Below are 16,796 nucleotides of genomic sequence, written 5' to 3'. Positions count from 1 at the left end.
CGCCTGGGACGACTCGTCCGCCAAGGACTCCTCGAACAACCCGGACGCGGCCGTTATCAGAAACGGACTTAACGCCCTCTCAGAGCTGCTTGAAGCTGTGCCAGGTCACCTCCAGCGCCATCTTGCTACGGAGGGGCAGCAGACCAAGACTGCAGGATCGGAGCTGCGGCGCGTACTTCTGGAACGACGCCCCGAAGCGCGCGGCGCAATCGATGAGATCGAAGGCGCCATCGCATCATGGGACTTCGGGACTTCGCGCGCTGGCCAAGCGGTCTCCCTGCAGCGCGACGGCACCTTGATATCCGCGCGTATGGCCGGCTTCCGAGCTCCAGATCTGGCCGAATGGGATCCACCGGCGGAGGAGCTCTACGACGACAGGATGCCGCCGCTCTTCCTTGACTTGGTTACGGAGTCATCAGCTTCAGGGAGCCGGGGACGGCCCGATCGTCAGGACAGAACTCGCCGCCCGGACACGATGGCCGCCCAGCCTGCACTTGAGGATCACCTCATCGCCCACGACACGCACACGATGCGGGGAATGCTGAGCAACGCCACTGATCACGTCGCGTGGCGGGAGTTCCGTGAGCATGGGCGAACGCTGCTCGTCGGGAACGCCAATCGGGCGACAGCGGAACGACTGCTGGGGTGCGACGTCATCTTCTACAACGTCTCGCGAAACAGCATGGTTCTTATTCAGTACAAGAAGCTCGATGCCGAGAAGGGAGGCTTCTACTACCCGAACAGCGACCGGAACCTTGCCAAGGAGCTCCAGCGCATGAGGGCATTGGATCGGTATGCAGCGAGCGTGACCGACGGAAGTCGCGAGCAGCGTCTCGACGCGAACCCGAGCTGGATCAAGCTCTGTCACCCCAGGTCGGTGCTGCCGCACACCTCGGAGATGATTTACGGCATGTACTTCTCCCGTCTCCAGTTTGAGTCGCTGCGTCAGGATGCCCGCCTGAAGGACGGGCGGAATAGTGCGGTCCGGTTCGGTTACAAGAATGTGCCCGGATACCTGGACAACACGCTGTTTACCCGCCTGGCTGAGACGGGGCAGATCGGCACCTCTGGAACGAGTAGTGATCTGGTCCGCCAGCAGGTCTTCCGTACCTTCCGTGGGCAGCGTGACCTGGTGCTGGCGGCGCTTTACGGTGATGAGCCACCGCAATCGGAGAGGAACGCGATCCGACGCGTGGGTAGGTGAGTGATGGCCGTCACCGGATAGCCCAGAACCACGACGGGACAACCTTTAACGAGCTCGTGTACGGTAAGCGGTGAAACGTCGAGCCCTTCATGGCCCACCATGGAGGGGTGGTCAGGAACGTGGGTCGGGCAGCGATCGTCAGCAACCGTCGGATCACCGGCCTGACGGCCGATGTGATCGGTGAACTCGTCGTTGAGGTGGGCCCGTTGTGGCATGCGCGCCATCAGGCCCGGCTTGCCTCCCGGCCACGGAAGCGTGCCGCGGGGGCTGGTGCGAAGCACCAGCTGGTCTTCGTTGACCGGCTGCTGGCCACCTTGGTCCACCTGCGTCATGGAGCCACCCACGACGTGCTCGCCTGCTGGTTCGGCGTGGACCGCTCCACCATCACCCGTGCCGTCAACGAGATGCGGCCCTTGCTTGCCGAGCGTGGCTGCACCGTCAGCCAGGGAGTCCGGCTGCGGACCCTTGCCGAGGTCGTCAGCCACCTCGGCAGGAGCGGGAAGACCGGCATCATCGACGGCACGGAAATCCGTGTCCGGCGACCCGCGGCCGGAAGCAAGGGCCGGGAGAAGTTCATCTCTGGCAAGAACAAGCAGAACGCCGTGAAATCCATGGTCGTCACCGACGCCTCCGGACGTGTGCTGTGGTGCAGCCCGACCCGGCCCGCGAGCTGCCCGGACATCACGCACGCCCGCCAGCTCGGCCTGATCCAACTCCTCGCCGACGGACCCGTGGTGGAAGTCCTCGGGGACGCCGGCTACCAGGTCCTCGCCGCTCAGACCGGCGGCCAGGTGGTGACGCCCCCGCACCGCAAGTTCAAGAAGAACGCCCCCCCCCACTGGTATGAGGACATGCACGAACGACAGCGCAAGGCACACTCCTCACGGCGCATCCCGGTCGAGCACGGCATCGCCCACCTCAAGAACTGGCGGGCCCTGGCCCGTCACCTCGGCCGCCGAGAACACATGAGCGACACCGTCCAGGCCATCGCCGGCCTTCTCAGCCATCAACAGAGCATCGACCTGACACCGGGGCCACGCAGGTGAAACCCGCAGCCCGAACAACCCCTCGACGTCTCACCGCTTACCGTGCACGAGCTCGTAAGGGCTGTCCCGCAACTACTGATCGGGGTGGACGCCTCGGATATGTGCAACTGCGTCTGGTTGGCCCAGGCCGGCACGGTTGATCCGGCCTCGGCCTCGGATCATGCCGTCTGCGGCCAGTCTTTTCCGCAGTGCGTCGGGTGCCAGGAGGGTCTCGAAGCCCTCGCAGAGGCCTCGCCCTGTATCTGCGTACTCGTAGCGGACCGCGTACATCCTTCCCTCGTGATGCCATTCGCAGCGAACCAGAGGTCGCGCGAGGACCGCTTCGAACCACTCTGCCACTCTGTTCCCCAGCTCCGTAGGGCTGCCCGCGGCTCCGAAGACGAACTCACTGGCGGCTTGCCGGACAGTGAAGTCCTGGTTATGGAGTGCGCCCCCACGGACAACGAACCCGTCGAAGTGGGTGCCCACCGTCAGAACTCCCTGGTTGCGTTGCGGGTCACCGATGTCCAGATAGACGATCAGCTGGCCGTCGTAGGTGTGCGCCGAGGGCAGCACGACAGTGTCGAGCGGGTCCACCAGCCAGGATCCCGCGCGTTCGGCCAGGACGTCCACGAACGCGCGTTGGGCGACGTCCAGGTCGTCCTCTTCGTACTCGAACCAGGGGACCTCATCCATGACCGCACTCTACGGTCGACACAAGGCTGTCCAGGTGCTGCCGGTCGCGGGTGAGATGATCTGGGTGTGGCGGGTGTGATCACGGCGTCGGAGACCTCCTGGACAGCCCCGTTCACCGGGATGAGCCCGCGCGCCTTCGGGAAGCTGGTGGCCGTGCTGCGGTGCGAGGGTGCAGACGCGGTCCGCAAGGGCAGGCCGTGGAGCCTCCCGTTGGAGGACCGGGTGTTGCTGGTCGCGGTGCACTGGCGCACGAACTTGACGATGCGGCAGCTCGCCCCTCTGTTCGGGGACTCGAAGTCGGCGGCGGACCGCATCATCGACCACCTCGGGCCGATGCTCGCGCTCCAGCCCCGAAAGCGTTTCGCGAAGGCACCGGGAGGTGATCAAGTCCGCGATGAACGAGCCGGGGCCGGCCCCGGTGCAGCGCGGTTCGGTCCCCCTGATGACCCAGGAGTTCCGGGCCGCCTGTCAGTTTCCGAAGTTGCGTGTATGAGTGAGCGGGTGATTCGCCGTCGCGTGCAGGGAACTGTGAACGCGCCAGACGGCTGAACTCGCGTGCGTTACCGTCGAGTTGCCCGTCGTCACTGTGGTGGCGAAGGTTCCTGATATTGGCGGGTCCCTGAGTGTCGGGCGTGCTGCTTTCGCGGTCACGTCGTGATTCCCATCGTGCCGGTTCGCCGACTGGGAGGGACAGGAATGTTCGAATTGGGGGAGGCGCAGCAGTGCGAGATCAGCTCCTTGGGGGCCGCTACCGGTTGGTAGGGCAGCTCGGTGAGGGTGGCATGGGGCAAGTATGGGAGGCGCAGGACGAGACGCTGGGGCGGCCCGTTGCAGTCAAGGTGATCTCCCTGCTCGCCGGTGGCGGAAGCCGCGGTGACGAGGCACGCGCCAGGTTCCTGCGCGAGGCACAGATCACCGCCCAGCTGCAGCACCCCAACATCGTGACCGTCCACGACCTCGGCGAGACCGGAACAGGAGAAGCCAAGGCCCCGTTCCTGGTGATGGAGCGAGTGCGAGGCCAGGGCCTGGACGCGAAGCTACGCCGGGACGTCGTCACCTTGCCGGACGCTGCCCGATGGGGCGCGCAGATATGTGACGCGCTTGCAGATGCGCACAGCGCCGGAATCATGCACCGAGACATCAAGCCCGCCAACATCCTCATCACGCCTTCAGGCGCGGTGAAGGTCCTCGACTTCGGCATCGCGCGGGCGGCCGATCCCTACGCGACCTCGGACCGCCTCACCCAGACCGGCTTCATCGTGGGCACACCTCCGTACATGGCGCCCGAACAAGCACGCGGTTTCCCGGAACCGCGCAGCGACCTGTACGCGCTCGGCTGCCTTCTCTTCGAATTGATCACGGGCCGGCTGCCGTTCCAGGCTCCCGACCCCCTGGGCTACCTCACGGCCCACCTCACCCAGGAACCGCCCACTCCCAGTTCCGTGTCGGCAGGCATCCCATCCACCTGGGACGACCTCGTGCTCAGCCTTCTGCACAAGGACCCCGACCAGCGGTACGCGAACGCCGCCGACGTCGCCCAGGCCCTGCGACAACTCGACCACGCACCTCAGCCCACGCCGTCAGGGGGCGAGCCCATCCCAACCCTCACCCTGTCAGCCACGTCTCCGCTCCGGGTTGTCTACGGCGACGCCCCGAGGCGCATCGCGCTCGCCATGCGCGCCCTGCTCGCCAAACGCACCGCGGAAACCGTCACCCACCGGGCGACGCTGCTGAATCATCTCTCCAAGGTCTCTTCGCCAACGTCAGCGTCCCTGGCGGTCGATGCCGAGAAGGTCGCGCCGCAGGGTGCCCGACCTGTTCAGACGCGTGCGCGGAGAACCGTCGCGGGGTACACACCCGTGGCGGACCAGGGCCCCCCTCAACCCGATACCGCACCGACCCACAACCAGAAGCCCCCCGTCAGGACCGCGACCGCTGTGACGGCGTTGGTATGCCTTCTCACCGTTCAGGTCATCCCCTTCGCGACTGCCCAGGCCGTCGATATCGGTGCGATGACGAGCGACGAACGGATGATCCGGATGACGCTGTTCGGCGTCGAGGCAGCCATGCTTGCCATCGGCGCCCTGCTGTTGTTCGCGCGGAATGCAGCCGGACGTTGGCTGATCGTGGCAGGCAGCATCGGCCTGGCTGTGCAAGCCGTGGAAGCCATGCCTTTCTCCGACGGGATCGGCTACGTCCTGCGTGGTGCCCTACCCCTGGCTGCCCTCACAGCGGCGTTCTCCGCCATTCAGGCCGTGCGACATCAACGGTCACGCTAGCGTTCTGCCCGGGCTCCTTGCGGTCCTGGCCAGCTGAGCCTACTGCGCCACATCAGCTCGCGCCGACTGGAGCGACAACGCCATTGACGCCGGAGTGCAGAGGGTGTCGGTCATCAGTGCAGTCGGCTGCGGAACCTGACACCGCCGTCGCCCACACCGGCACCTGACCCGATTGACCACCCGCTCGACCGGCTCCCGGTACAGCACTGCCCTTCCTCCCCCTGACCACGGCCGCGCTTGCGGTGGCTGCCTGCCCCCTGCCGGGCGGCAACTACAGGAGGAGGGGAAGCGGAGCGCGGGGTGGGAGGGACGTATGGTAGGCGGCTGCCGGACGGGTCACACATGCGGGTGGCAGTACAGGCAACCGCCTGAAGTCGGTGCTGGTGGCGGTGGATACTCGCGCCCATGCGGATGAGCGTGGGCCTGGACGCGGAAGAGCTGAAGGCTGGCCTGGAGGGCGTGATGCCGTGGCTGACCCCGACGGGCCTGGCCGCCGAAGCGCTCGCCCTGCTGGACCGGCCGCTGATGTGCTGGACGCAGCACGAGTACGGCCTGTTCGACTCCGCCGCGCACTACGCCGACTACGAGGACGAGCCCGGCGGGCTGTCCCGGCTGGAGAAGAAGATCGCAAAGTTGGCGCCGCGTCCGCAGTGGGCGATGGAGCGGGTGTGGACCCCGGACGAGGAGACGGACGAGGCGTACGACGCCGCCTACGCGAAGGACAGCGTGACCCTGGGAGGCCGGCGGCTGCACCCGCGCGACCTCGACGCGTACACCACGACCGCCTACGAACTGGCCGCGCTCGCCGACGAGGACGACGACTTCGACCCGAACGACCTGGAGGACGAGGCTGACCTGGTGGGCGGGACCTGGACGCGGCCCTGTCCTGGGCTGCGGCGGGCATGTGCGTCCTGCAGCAGTCCCTCCCGTACCCGTTCCGCGACGTTCTGCTGTCCGGCGACACCGACAGCCGGCCCGGGCACCGCCTGGTGTTCGCCTACGCCACGCTGCTCCGCCTGAAGCATCCGTGGAAGGCCGCTCCGTGGTTCACGGCGATGGTGTACTTCAACCCGATGGACAACATGGGTGCCCGCTTCCTCGCCCCGGGCGGCCCCGGAGAAAGCCCGCGGTACACGCTCTGAGGCCCCGGCCAGGACGGCGTATCCAGGACTGTCACGGCGGGTGTCACGCTGACTGTCACGGTGGCCGATATCCGGGTTCTGACCTGCGGATACCTGCCAATATCCGTCCTCACTCCGGCCGTGACAGTCAGCGTAATACCTGGAGGTGGCTACGGATACTCGGGTGCCCGGGTTTCGTGGCAATCGATCGGCGTTCACTGGCACAGGTCACTTGGGGGCGGGTGTTGTTCAGCTTCACCGACGGTCGAGCGACAACTTCAGCGGCGCTTGCCGAGGCCGGGCAGCCCACCGGATACCGTGCGAACGCTGCTCGACGGTTCTTCAGTGATATGCCGTGGGGGAGAGGGAGCAGGGGGTTTCTCCGCTGGTTTCAGTGGTGGCAGCAGAAGAGGGTCACCGCCCTGGGGGGATAAGACAACGTCTCTGAGCTTGTTTTTCTATCTACCAGGACCTGCCGGGTCTGCCGATGGCCTTGAGGGTCTCGGGGCGTTTGACGGTCTTGCCGACGTCATAGCGGGGTGCCGGGCGGCGGTTCTTTGTCCCGGGTGGCCGTCCGGGACCGGCGCCACGAGGTTGGGGAACACGGGCGGGGCACAGGAGGTGGGCTCGGATGTTCCTGGACCCGCGGCGGACCCGGGCTGGGGTGAGGCGTTCGGGCTTGGTCGGTTTCCCCCAGGGGCGGCGGAGGTCGGCGGCCAGCGGCCGGACCAGGCGGAGTTGGGTGTGCGCGACGACCAAGAGCCAGGTCCAGCGGTCTGCTGCCTCGGGAGTACGCAGTTTCGGGGTGGTCCAGCCGAGCGTCTGTTTTTCGAACCTGAAGGTGTGCTCCAGGTCGAAGCGGCGCAAGAACACCTGCCAGCAGCGGTCCACGTCGGCCGGGGCGGCTCCGGTCTTGGAGGACCACAGCCAGACCGGTGGTGCCTCCCGCTTCTTGGAGAGGTGCTCGACTTTGAGACGGACCAGGGTGCCTTCGACGACGGGGAGTTCACCGTCGTGCTTCAGCCAGGCCGAGCGGTGGGTGAGGCGCGGGTGGACCCGGTCCCACGCCTGGGCTTCGGCCTTGCCGTAGCGGGTGGTGTCGGTGGCCGTGGTGATCGTCGCCTCGGGCCAGGTCCCGGGCTTGGCGAAGCGGAACTCCCTACCCTGCTTCGGCGGTCGCCCACCCTGGGGATACGCCAGGGCGTACTCCTTGAGCGAGGACTTCGGCAGCCGCATCACCCGGTCACCGCGGATCCGCCCGACCAGCTCGACGGGCAGATCCCGCAGGACCCAGGCCAGGCGGGTCACGTCGTAGCCAGCATCCATGACGATCGTGATGTCCGGGTCGCCGGGTGTCCACTGGCCGACCGTGATGAGCCGCTGCACCACGGCGCGGAGCTGGGCGGCGTTGAGGGCGGTCGCGTCGTCCTCGGGCCGGAGCCGGACCACGTCCAGGATCGACGTCCACGAGGTGGCCCCGGGCTCCAGGACGGCGACGAAGGAATAGGGCCAGCCCGGGATGAACTGCGACGCGGACTTCGCCCGCCCGTGGACATGGCAGAACAACCGTTTGTCCGAGCACGGTGCGTCCGAGCGCAGCCACGGTGACACATCGACCGCGAGCACCAGGCGCCCACCCTCGAAACGCGGCAGCGGCAACCCCGCCAGCACCGTCCGCACCGCTGCTCTTCTCGCCGCTACTGTCAAAGGGCTGCGCGCAGTGGGCCTGGCCCCGAAAGCCGACCTTGGCTTCATCGGCCCCGACGACGGCGTCGGTCCGGACGCCGACCCGGCGGTCATCACAGGCTTGAAGAAGCCCAAGGGCAAGCAGCTCGGGGCCGCGAGGAAGCTGGTCATCCGGCTTACCGCCGCGGAACGGGCGGTGTACGAGCACGCGTTCGCGCATCTTCAGAGTTCTGCCCTGGCCTCGTGGGTGCCCCACACCGTGCGCAGGGTGTCGCAGATCTCGCCGACGGTGGCGTGTGCGCGGAGGGCTTCCTTCATGGGTGGGAGGACGTTTGTTTTGCCGGCCGCGGCCTTCGCCAGACGGGCGAGGGCACCGGTGACCTCATGCTGGTCGCGAAAGCGCCGTACGTCGCGCAGCCGGGCGGTCTGCCGGTGCTCGGTGGCGGGGTCGACGCGCAGGGGAGCGTACGGGGCCTCGGTGGCCTGCCGGTAGCGGTTGACTCCGACGACGACGCGCTCGCCGCTCTCGGTTTCCTGGGTGATGCGGTACGCGCATCGCTCGATCTCGTGCTTCTGGTAGCCGCGCTCGATGGCCCGGACGGCGCCGCCGAGGCTGTGGATGGTGGTCATGAGGGTGCGGGCCGCGGCCTCGATGTCGTCGGTCATGCGCTCGATGGCGTAGGAACCGGCGAAGGGGTCCGTTGTCGCGGTGATGTCTGTTTCGTGGGCGAGGACCTGCTGGGTGCGCAGAGCGAGGCGGGCGCTCTTCTCGGTGGGCAGGGCGAGTGCTTCGTCGAAGGAGTTGGTGTGCAGGGACTGGGTGCCGCCGAGGACCGCTGCCAGCGCCTGTACGGTCACCCGGACCATGTTCAACTCGGGCTGCTGTGCGGTGAGTTGCACTCCCGCTGTCTGGGTGTGGAAGCGGAGCATCAGGGACTTCGGGTTATGTGCCTGGAAGTCGTCGCGCATCAGCTGGGCCCAGATGCGCCGGGCGGCACGGAACTTGGCGACCTCTTCGAGGAGGGTGCTGCGGGCGACGAAGAAGAAGGAGAGGCGCGGGGCGAAGTCGTCGATGTCCATTCCGGTGGCGAGTGCGGTGCGGACGTAGGCGAGGGCGTTGCTGAGGGTGAAGGCGATCTCCTGGGCGGGCGAGGCCCCCGCTTCTGCCATGTGGTAGCCGGAGACGGAGATGGTGTTCCAACGGGGCAGTTCGCTCCGGCAGTACTGGAAGATGTCCGCGGTCAGACGGAGGGAGTGGTGCGGCGGGAAGATGTAGGTCCCGCGGGCGATGTACTCCTTGAGTACGTCGTTCTGAATGGTTCCGGTGAGCCTGTGGGAGGCAATTCCCTGTTCCTCCGCGACGAGTTGGTACATCAGCAGCAGAAGTGCTGCCGGTGCGTTGATGGTCATCGAGGTGGAGACGCGGTCGAGGGGGATGTCGTCGAACAGCGTCCTCATGTCGTCGAGCGAGTCGATGGCGACGCCCACCTTGCCCACCTCGCCTGCGGCGAGGGGCGCGTCGGAGTCGTATCCCATCTGGGTTGGCAGGTCGAAGGCGACGGAGAGCCCCGTGGTGCCGTTGGCGATGAGCTGGCGATAGCGGGCGTTCGACTCGGCGGCGGTGCCGAACCCGGCGTACTGACGCATCGTCCAGGGGCGGCCGGTGTACATCGTGCGGTGGATGCCACGGGTGTATGGGTAGGCGCCGGGGTCGCCGAGCCGGTCGGCGGGGTTCCAGTCGTCCGCGAGGCCGGTGGGGCCGTAGAGCGGAGCGATGGGGAGCCCCGACTGGGTGAGCCGGGGCGGTGGGCCGGGGCGGGCGCCGTCCGGATCGGGTGTCGCGGGGCTGTCGGGGGAGACGGGGCCGGTCATGTCCGGTTCCGTGGGGGGTACGGAGGGCCGGGGGCGGTACCGGTCTCGGACAGGGGGATGTCGAGGGCGGTGGCGTCGGCGCTGTCGGCGGCGGCCGGAATCCGCGGGAGCGCGGGTCGGCTGGGGACGGTGCCGGCGAAGCGGCCGTTTTGGGCGAGGTGATGGGAGCCGACCGCGGCGTGAGTGCGGGCCGTGGTCGGTGCATGTGCTCCGGCCTCGCGGAGGGCCGGGGAGCGGTCCGGGCCGCTGCGGGCCGAGCGGGTGTTCGGGGAGAGACTGGGGGCAGGGGGACCGGCGGCGGTGGTTTCCCTTGCGGGAGGGGAGGGAGGCGTCGGCGGAGCGTCCCGGCGGTGCGGCCCGCGCAAGGGGGTGCGCGGAGTGAGGGCCCGGCCGTGGGCCGGACGGTGGTTTTCCGCGGCAGCGTCGGCCGTGTCGGGGGTCGGCCCGCCCGGCGGGGCGGGGCGGGGGCGTCGGGTTCTCCCGTTGGAACTGCTCGGCTTGGTCACTGCTGCATCCCTTCGGTCCTGGGTCCAGTCCTCTGCCCGGGCCCGGCCGACGAGGACTGGCGGCCGTGAGCCATGCCACCTCCTGGTCGGTGTGGCGGCGGGTGATCCGGTGGAACGGCCTTCGGTGCGGCTCGGGCCGACCGGGCGTACGGCATCCACCAGCAGCGCGAGATCAGCGACATCCGTCAGATCAGCCCCTGTGCCTGCATCGCGTCCGCGACCAGTTCAAAGCCCGCGATGTTCGCGCCGACCACGTAGTTCCCGGGCATTCCGTAGAGCTCCGCCGTGGTGAAGCAGGCCTCGTGGATGTGCCGCATGATCTCCTCCAGCCGCTCCTCGGTGTGGGCGAAGGTCCACGAGTCGCGCGAGGCGTTCTGCTGCATCTCCAGCGCGCTGGTGGCCACCCCTCCCGCGTTCGCCGCCTTCCCGGGTGCGAACACGACGCCCGCCTCCTGGAAGATGCGTACGGCCTCCGGCGTGGTCGGCATGTTCGCACCCTCGGCAACCGCGCGGACGCCGTTCGCCACCAGGGTCCGCGCGTCGTCCTCGTCCAGCTCGTTCTGCGTGGCACAGGGCAGCGCCACGTCGCACGGAACACTCCAGACACCGCGCCCCGCGACGAACTGTGCGTGAGCCCCCCGGCGTTCGGCGTACTCCGAGACCCGGCCGCGCCCGGCCTCCTTGATCTCCTTCAACAGGGCGAGGTCGATGCCCTTGTCGTCCACGACGTAACCGCCGGAGTCGGAGCAGGTCACGACGGTCGCGCCGAGCTGCTGTGCCTTGTCGATCGCGTAGATGGCGACGTTGCCCGATCCGGACACGGCCACCCGCCGCCCGTCCAGGCTCTCGCCCCTGGCGNCCCAGGCCCTTGCCGGTGAGCACTCCGGACTCGTAACGGTTCGTGATCCGCTTGTACTGGCCGAAGAGGTAGCCGATCTCGCGGCCGCCGACGCCGATGTCACCGGCCGGAACGTCCGTGTATTCGCCGATGTGACGGTGCAACTCCGTCATGAAGGACTGACAGAAACGCATGACCTCCGCGTCAGAGCGGCCCTTGGGGTCGAAGTCCGAGCCGCCCTTGCCGCCCCCGATCGGCATACCGGTGAGGGCGTTCTTGAAAATCTGCTCAAAGCCCAGGAACTTGACGATGCCCAGGTTGACCGAGGGGTGGAAGCGCAGGCCCCCCTTGTACGGGCCGAGCGCGCTGGAGAACTCCACCCGGAAACCCCGGTTGACGTGAATGTCTCCCTTGTCGTCGGACCACGGGACACGGAAGATCAGCTGCCGTTCCGGCTCGCACACGCGCTCCACGATCCGGGCGTGCATGAACTCGGGGCGGTGGCGCAGGAGCGGTCCCAAGGTCTCCAGGACCTCGCGCACCGCTTGGTGGAACTCGCTCTCGCCCTGATTGCGGCGCAGCACCTCGCCGTACAGGCGTCCGATGGCATGGGTTGCGGTGACGCTGTTCACGTGGGGCTCCTGGGTGTAGGCGTGCCGGAACAGTGGTGGCACGGCGGGTGGGGGCGGGTCGCCCCGGTGCGCGTCAAGGGCCCCGACCGGGGGGGGGGGGGGGAGTTCGGGGGCCGTGGCGGCCCGCGGTTCACTCCTGGGGGCAGCTTCGCGCGGCGGCTTCGGGATGGTCGGAGAAGAGGCCGACGAAGTAGAGGCGCTCGCGGGCCAGGCCCGCGGTGAGGTTGAGGGAGGTGGTGGTGTCGATGGCTCGTTTGGCGGCGCGCAGCGCGTGCGGGGGAGCCTGGGAGAGTCGGGTGGCCCAGGCGAGTGCGGCCGGGTAGAGCTCGGCGGCGGGTACGACCTCGTCGACCAGTCCGATGCGGTGGGCCTCGGTGGCGCGGACGTGGCGGCCGGTGTAGATGAGGTCTTTGGCGAGGGCGGGACCGACGAGGGCGGAGAGGCGTTGGGTGCCGCCCGCGCCGGGAATGAGTCCGTGGCGGATTTCCGGCTGTCCCAGGACGGCGTTGTGGGCGGCGATGCGGTGATCGGCGCACAGGGCGAGTTCGCACCCGGCACCCAGGGCGTATCCGCTGACGGCTGCCACGACGGGCTGGGGGAGGCGGGCGACGGAGGTCAGGGCTGCCTGGAGGTCGCAGATGTGGCGCAGCAGGTCGGCGGGACCGAGGCGGAGCAGTTCGTCGATGTCCGCCCCCGCCGACAGGTGCCGGTCGCCGCGCACGACGACGGTGTGAATGTCGTCGCGCCGGGTGAGGTGGTCGGTGTGGTCCCGGAGTTGGTCGTGGTGGTTGCGGTCGAGGATGTTGTGCGGGGGATGGTCCAGCCGTAGGACCGCGACCCGGCCGTGCACGTCGAGGCACACCGTCATGGTGAGTCCGCTCCCTCCTCACGGATCGAGTGGACGGGGCGGAAGGCGACGACGGCGTTCTGCCCGCCGAAGCCGAAGGAGTTGCTCAGGGCGAGGCCGATCGGCAGGGAACGCGCGGCTCCGGTGACCGGGCTGACGCCCAGCGCGGGGTCGGGAGTGTGGAGGCCTGCGGTGGGGGGCACGGTCCGGCGGTGTACGGACAGGGCGGTGCAGGCCGCTTCCACTGCTCCGGCGGCACCGATGAGGTGGCCGAGGGTGCCCTTGACGGAGGTCACGGCGGTGCGGGCGGGGAACAGCCGGTGCAGAAGGCGGCCTTCGGCAAGGTCGCCGAGCGGGGTGCTGGTGGCATGCGCGTTGACGTGGTCGACCTCGTCGTGGGTGGCTCCGGCATCGGCGAGGGCCGCCTGGACGGCACGGGCCGCGCCGTCTCCGTGCGGGTGGGGGGTGACGGGGTCGTGGGCGTCGCAGGAGGCGCCGTACCCGGCGAGCAGGGCGTAGCCTTCCCGGCCGCGGGCTCGGGCGTGTTCTGCGCGTTCGAGGACGAGGACGGCGGCGCCCTCGCCCATGACGAAGCCGTCCCGTCGGGAGTCGAAGGGGCGCGAGGCGGTGGCCGGGTCGGGGTTCGCGGTCAGCGCACCGGCCGCGGCCAGGGAGGTGACGGTGAGCGGCGTGATCATGGCTTCGGTGCCGCCCGCGAGGGCGATGTCGCAGGCGCCGCTGCGCAGGAGCTGGAGGGCGGTGCCCAGGGCGGTGGTGCCCGAAGCGCAGGCGGTGGCGGTGACGAGGCTGGGACCTGCTGCGTTCAGCTCGATGGACAGCTGGGCGGCGACCATGTTCGCCAGGAAGAGGGGCAGCAGCAGGGGCGAGACGCGAGCATGGGCGGCGTCGAGTTTGCGGTGCTGGGTCTCGTAGCTCGTGAGGCCCCCTGAGCAGTTCCCGATGACGACGGCGACGCGGGCGGACGGCCAGGTGCCGCAGTCGAGCCGGGCGTCGGCGACGGCTTCGCGTGCGGCGGTGAGGGCGAACTGGGTGAAGGGGTCGAGTCGTTGGGGGACGCGCCGGGGCCGGTGCGCGCGGGGATCGTAGTCGGGTACGCGGCAGCTGAGGGGGATGGGCGTGTCGGCGAGAGCAGGGTCGGGCGCGGCGGTGGGGATGCCTGAGAGTACCCGCTGCCAGGTGATCTCCCGGCCGATCCCGGCCGGGGTGACCATGCCGATGCCCGTGACGGCGACGGCCGGCCGGGCAGCAGCCGTGGTCATGGCCGCTCCGGGTGGTGGGGGGTGTGGCGGCTGGCTTGGACGAGCGCTGCGACCGGGTCGGCCGCTGCCAGCGGGGCGGTGGTACGGGCACGGGGCGGGGCGAGGAGCTCGACGAGGTCGGGGATGTAGGGGTGGACCGTGTCCAGTGCGGCGTCCAGGTCGCCGCGCAGCCGGTCGGCGTCGTCCGCGGTGAGGGTGCCGTGCTCCAGGTGCCAGCCCACGTGCCGTTCCAGGTGGGTGAGCGCGTAGAGACGGCGCAGGGCGCGCAGCGCGCGGGCCTGGGCGCTGCGGTCGGTGGACGGCAGGGGGAGCTGGTCGCGGCACGTGCGCAGCATCAGGACGCTGGTGTGGCAGCGGGCCAGGGTGACGAGTCGGGGCAGTACCGGGTCCCAGGCGTCCAGGGCGGGAGCTCCGGGGCCGCAGGGGCGTGGGGCGCGGCTGAGGGTGTCGTGGGTGAGGACGCGCAGGCGGTACGTCTCGTGCCGCAGGACGGCCGGCAGGTCCCATGAGGGCAGCGCGGCGGGAACGGGGCCCGGGCGCAGGGCGGCGCGGGAGGCCTGGACACGGGCCCGGTCGGTGAGGAGCTTTCCCGCGTCCAGCTGGATGAGCAGGTTGTCGCCCGCCGCGGACTGGAAGATGTGGGCGAGCGTCTCGCATCCGGCGAGGTGGTTGACGGCCAGCAGGCCCTGTGCACCGCTGCGGCGGCGGGCGGTGGCACCGACCTGTTCGAGGGTCTCGGTGGCGTGGGCCTTGATCAGGGCGAGGTCGAGGTGGACGCCGCTCCACGGGGCCCAGGTGACGGACGCCTGGTGCGCCTGTTGCCCGCTTCCTTCGCGGGTGTTCTCCCGAGGCGTGGCGGGGTGGTGCAGGTCCCGGAGAAGTTGCTGGGCGTGCCGGGTGGCCAGGGTCAGGGCGTGGCTATCGGCGAGTGCCGTGTACAGGGCCTGTCGCTGGGTGCGGTAGGCCAGGACGTTCTCGCCCGGGGCGAGCCGGCCGGTCGTGGTGCGGGTGGTGGCGTAGCGCAGGGCGCTGGTGGCGGCGGCGCGGGCCGCGGCGGCCTGGGCGACGACGGCTCCGGCGGAGGCGTGCGAGGAGATCGCCAGCGAATGCAGGAGGCGGCGGTCGGGGGTGAGGGGATCGGTCAGGGTGCCGTCGGGGGCGAGGGTGGCGCTGTCGTGCAGCCAGGCGTCGTACGGCAGAACGGTGCCCTCGAAGCGCACCAGGGCGTTGTCCAGCGGCCAGGCCGGGTTGGGCGGCAGGGGGTCGATGCGCACGCCCGTCAACGGGTGGGCGGGGTGGTGCAGGGGCAGGACGAACGGGTGCGGTCCGTGGTCCTGCCCGTCGCTCAGGAGCCGCGCGAAGAGCAGGGCCGTCCGGGGAACGCCGGGGTGGGCGACGTTGGACATGAACTTCAGGGCGCCGTCGTGCGGCGTGGTCAGGGTGAAGGTGCGGGCCTCGGGGTCGTAGCGGGCCTCGGTCTCGGGGGACAGGTGGCTGCCGCCGCGGCCCAGTTCGGTGATGAGGATCGCGCCAATGCTCTCCCCCCGCCGCATCTCGGCCAGCAGTCCTGCGGCGTACGGGTTGGTCGCGGACGCGGGCAGCAGGCCCTGGAGGCAGACGGCGTAGTGCACATGGGCGGCGAGGGTGAGGGCCGGGTCGTGGGCGGCCGTCCACTCCAGGATCGTGTGGATGGTGGTGGGGTCTTCGCCGAGCTGGTCCAGGTCACCGGCGGCGGCGTTGATCGCGCGAAGCCGCGCGTAGGTGCGCAGGGGGTCGTCGGCCGAGGCGGCGGCAGGGGTACGGAACAGCGGGGTGTCCAGCAGCCGGTCCAGCCGCTCCAGCCGTTGCGAGGCACTGCGGCCGTGCAGGATCCGGCGGTGGCGCTCGGCAGGCGGCACGGTGACCGACGGGGTGGCGGGCGGGGGAGGCCCGGTGAGTGAGGAGGTCATGTCAGCCTTCCCGTGAGTGCCTGCTCGTGCAGGAGACGCAGTGTGGTGACGGCCTGATTGCTCTCCACGTCGAATACGTGCTCGGGGTAGAAGGCGTGCAGATGAAGCGTCAGGCGAGAGCAGACGCGGCCCGCCTGGTGGACGGTGACGTCCGCGCGGAGCGGGATCTTCTCCGGCTCGGGCGGGCCGGTCGGCGTGAAGGTCGCGGTGAGCTGGGCGGGTACGGGAAAGACGAAGCGCCGGAAGGAGAAGTCGCACCCGTGCATCACTCCGTAGCGGGAGGGCAGATGCGGCGGCGCCGGCTGGTGATGTGCCACGGCCCAGGTGACCAGTTGAATGGCGGCCTCGATCAGCACCATTCCCGGTACGTGCTGCTGGTCGGCGGTGTGGTCCAGCAGCAGTTCGGTCTGGTTGGGCACCACCAGTTCGGCGCCGAAGCCGTTCCGGTCGAAGTGGGCGTCCGCGATGACGACGTTGGCGGGGTTCTGCTTGAGGACGAGATGACGGGCGACGGGGCGTGGGGGCTCGCCCTCCAGACGTACCGGATGACCGGCTTTGGCCACCTCCTCGCCCAACTGCTCCCAGGTACTGACGTCGACGCCCAGCCCGGGTCGCAGACGCAGGGGGCTGTGGGCCGGGGGCGGTGCGGAGCGCAGGGTCGCCATGAGGGAGGCGAGCGTCAGGAGTTCGGGGTTGCACGCGGCCCGGTGGAAGCTCTCACCGATCAGCCAGTGCACGGATGGGGGGTTGGGGCCCGCGACGGGGCCGGTGGCCGCTGGGATCGGTCGGGCTGGGTGCGCGAGAGGCATGTGGTCCTACCTTCTTGGTTGTGGGTCTGAGCCGGCCAGGGAGGGAGCGGTG

General features: G+C 69.5%; 10 protein-coding genes and 3 pseudogenes. 5 read left to right on the top strand and 8 right to left on the bottom strand.

The genetic code is table 11. The annotated features are described in order from the left end of the window. The coding region (locus IE269_RS41670; protein ID WP_189828578.1) for a hypothetical protein at positions 1 to 1,204 on the top strand (1,204 nt) is incomplete at its 5' end. A gap of 107 nt (positions 1,205 to 1,311) precedes the next feature. Continuing rightward, entirely contained in the window at positions 1,312 to 2,250 is a 939-nt protein-coding gene (locus tag IE269_RS41665) for a transposase family protein (RefSeq protein ID WP_189828577.1), read from the top strand. 72 nt (positions 2,251 to 2,322) lie between these two features. Here the strand turns inward: IE269_RS41665 and IE269_RS41660 are convergent, their stop codons facing one another. Continuing rightward, complete coding sequence (locus IE269_RS41660) at positions 2,323 to 2,925, bottom strand: hypothetical protein (RefSeq protein ID WP_189828576.1); 603 nt, start codon at positions 2,923 to 2,925, stop codon at positions 2,323 to 2,325. Positions 2,926 to 2,991: 66 nt separating this feature from the next. Here IE269_RS41660 and IE269_RS41655 point away from each other — a divergent pair. The 3 genes and pseudogenes from IE269_RS41655 to IE269_RS41645 all read left to right on the top strand — a co-directional run. After that, a pseudogene (locus IE269_RS41655) lies at positions 2,992 to 3,294 on the top strand (helix-turn-helix domain-containing protein); the annotation flags it as partial. A 353-nt stretch (positions 3,295 to 3,647) separates the two neighbouring features. Continuing rightward, entirely contained in the window at positions 3,648 to 5,204 is a 1,557-nt protein-coding gene (locus IE269_RS43625; RefSeq protein WP_229898614.1) for a serine/threonine-protein kinase, read from the top strand. Between the two features lie 405 nt (positions 5,205 to 5,609). Continuing rightward, the gene (locus tag IE269_RS41645; protein WP_189828575.1) at positions 5,610 to 6,224 is read left to right on the top strand and encodes a hypothetical protein; all 615 of its coding nucleotides are present in this window, start codon (positions 5,610 to 5,612) and stop codon (positions 6,222 to 6,224) included. Between the two features lie 563 nt (positions 6,225 to 6,787). Here the strand turns inward: IE269_RS41645 and IE269_RS41640 are convergent. From IE269_RS41640 to IE269_RS41610, 7 genes and pseudogenes are all read right to left on the bottom strand, one after another. Beyond that, a pseudogene (locus IE269_RS41640) lies at positions 6,788 to 8,005 on the bottom strand (NF041680 family putative transposase); the annotation flags it as partial. A gap of 228 nt (positions 8,006 to 8,233) precedes the next feature. Further along, the gene (locus IE269_RS41635; protein WP_189828574.1) at positions 8,234 to 9,883 is read right to left on the bottom strand and encodes an acyl-CoA mutase large subunit family protein; all 1,650 of its coding nucleotides are present in this window, start codon (positions 9,881 to 9,883) and stop codon (positions 8,234 to 8,236) included. Between the two features lie 691 nt (positions 9,884 to 10,574). Next, a pseudogene (locus IE269_RS41630) lies at positions 10,575 to 11,859 on the bottom strand (glutamate dehydrogenase). Between the two features lie 130 nt (positions 11,860 to 11,989). Next, complete coding sequence (locus IE269_RS41625) at positions 11,990 to 12,727, bottom strand: enoyl-CoA hydratase/isomerase family protein (protein WP_189828573.1); 738 nt, start codon at positions 12,725 to 12,727, stop codon at positions 11,990 to 11,992. Further along, entirely contained in the window at positions 12,724 to 13,986 is a 1,263-nt protein-coding gene (locus IE269_RS41620) for a beta-ketoacyl-[acyl-carrier-protein] synthase family protein (protein ID WP_189828572.1), read from the bottom strand. Before IE269_RS41620 ends, IE269_RS41625 begins: the two co-directional genes overlap by 4 nt. Next, on the bottom strand, positions 13,983 to 15,935 hold the full coding sequence (locus tag IE269_RS41615; RefSeq protein WP_189828571.1) for an acyl-CoA dehydrogenase family protein: 1,953 nt from the start codon (positions 15,933 to 15,935) through the stop codon (positions 13,983 to 13,985). The genes IE269_RS41620 and IE269_RS41615 overlap by 4 nt, the downstream gene beginning before the upstream one ends. Continuing rightward, on the bottom strand, positions 15,932 to 16,672 hold the full coding sequence (locus IE269_RS41610) for an AfsA-related hotdog domain-containing protein (RefSeq protein WP_229898612.1): 741 nt from the start codon (positions 16,670 to 16,672) through the stop codon (positions 15,932 to 15,934). The genes IE269_RS41615 and IE269_RS41610 overlap by 4 nt, the downstream gene beginning before the upstream one ends. Between the last annotated feature and the right edge of the window lie 124 nt (positions 16,673 to 16,796).

The organism is Streptomyces spiroverticillatus (genome assembly GCA_014650415.1).
GTDB classification, from domain to species: Bacteria; Actinomycetota; Actinomycetes; order Streptomycetales; family Streptomycetaceae; genus Streptomyces; species Streptomyces spiroverticillatus.
Note: the sequence above shows the minus strand (reverse complement) of the source record. Positions and strands in the feature narration are given on the sequence as shown.

Excerpts from the sequence above, each read along its gene's own strand:
- IE269_RS41645 (WP_189828575.1), top strand. The coding sequence starts at position 5,610 with ATGCGGATGAGCGTGGGCCTGGACGCGGAAGAGCTGAAGGCTGGCCTG.
- IE269_RS41620 (WP_189828572.1), bottom strand. The coding sequence starts at position 13,986 with ATGACCACGGCTGCTGCCCGGCCGGCCGTCGCCGTCACGGGCATCGGC.
- IE269_RS41615 (WP_189828571.1), bottom strand. The coding sequence starts at position 15,935 with ATGACCTCCTCACTCACCGGGCCTCCCCCGCCCGCCACCCCGTCGGTC.
- IE269_RS41625 (WP_189828573.1), bottom strand. The coding sequence starts at position 12,727 with ATGACGGTGTGCCTCGACGTGCACGGCCGGGTCGCGGTCCTACGGCTG.
- IE269_RS41660 (WP_189828576.1), bottom strand. The coding sequence starts at position 2,925 with ATGGATGAGGTCCCCTGGTTCGAGTACGAAGAGGACGACCTGGACGTC.
- IE269_RS41635 (WP_189828574.1), bottom strand. The coding sequence starts at position 9,883 with ATGACCGGCCCCGTCTCCCCCGACAGCCCCGCGACACCCGATCCGGAC.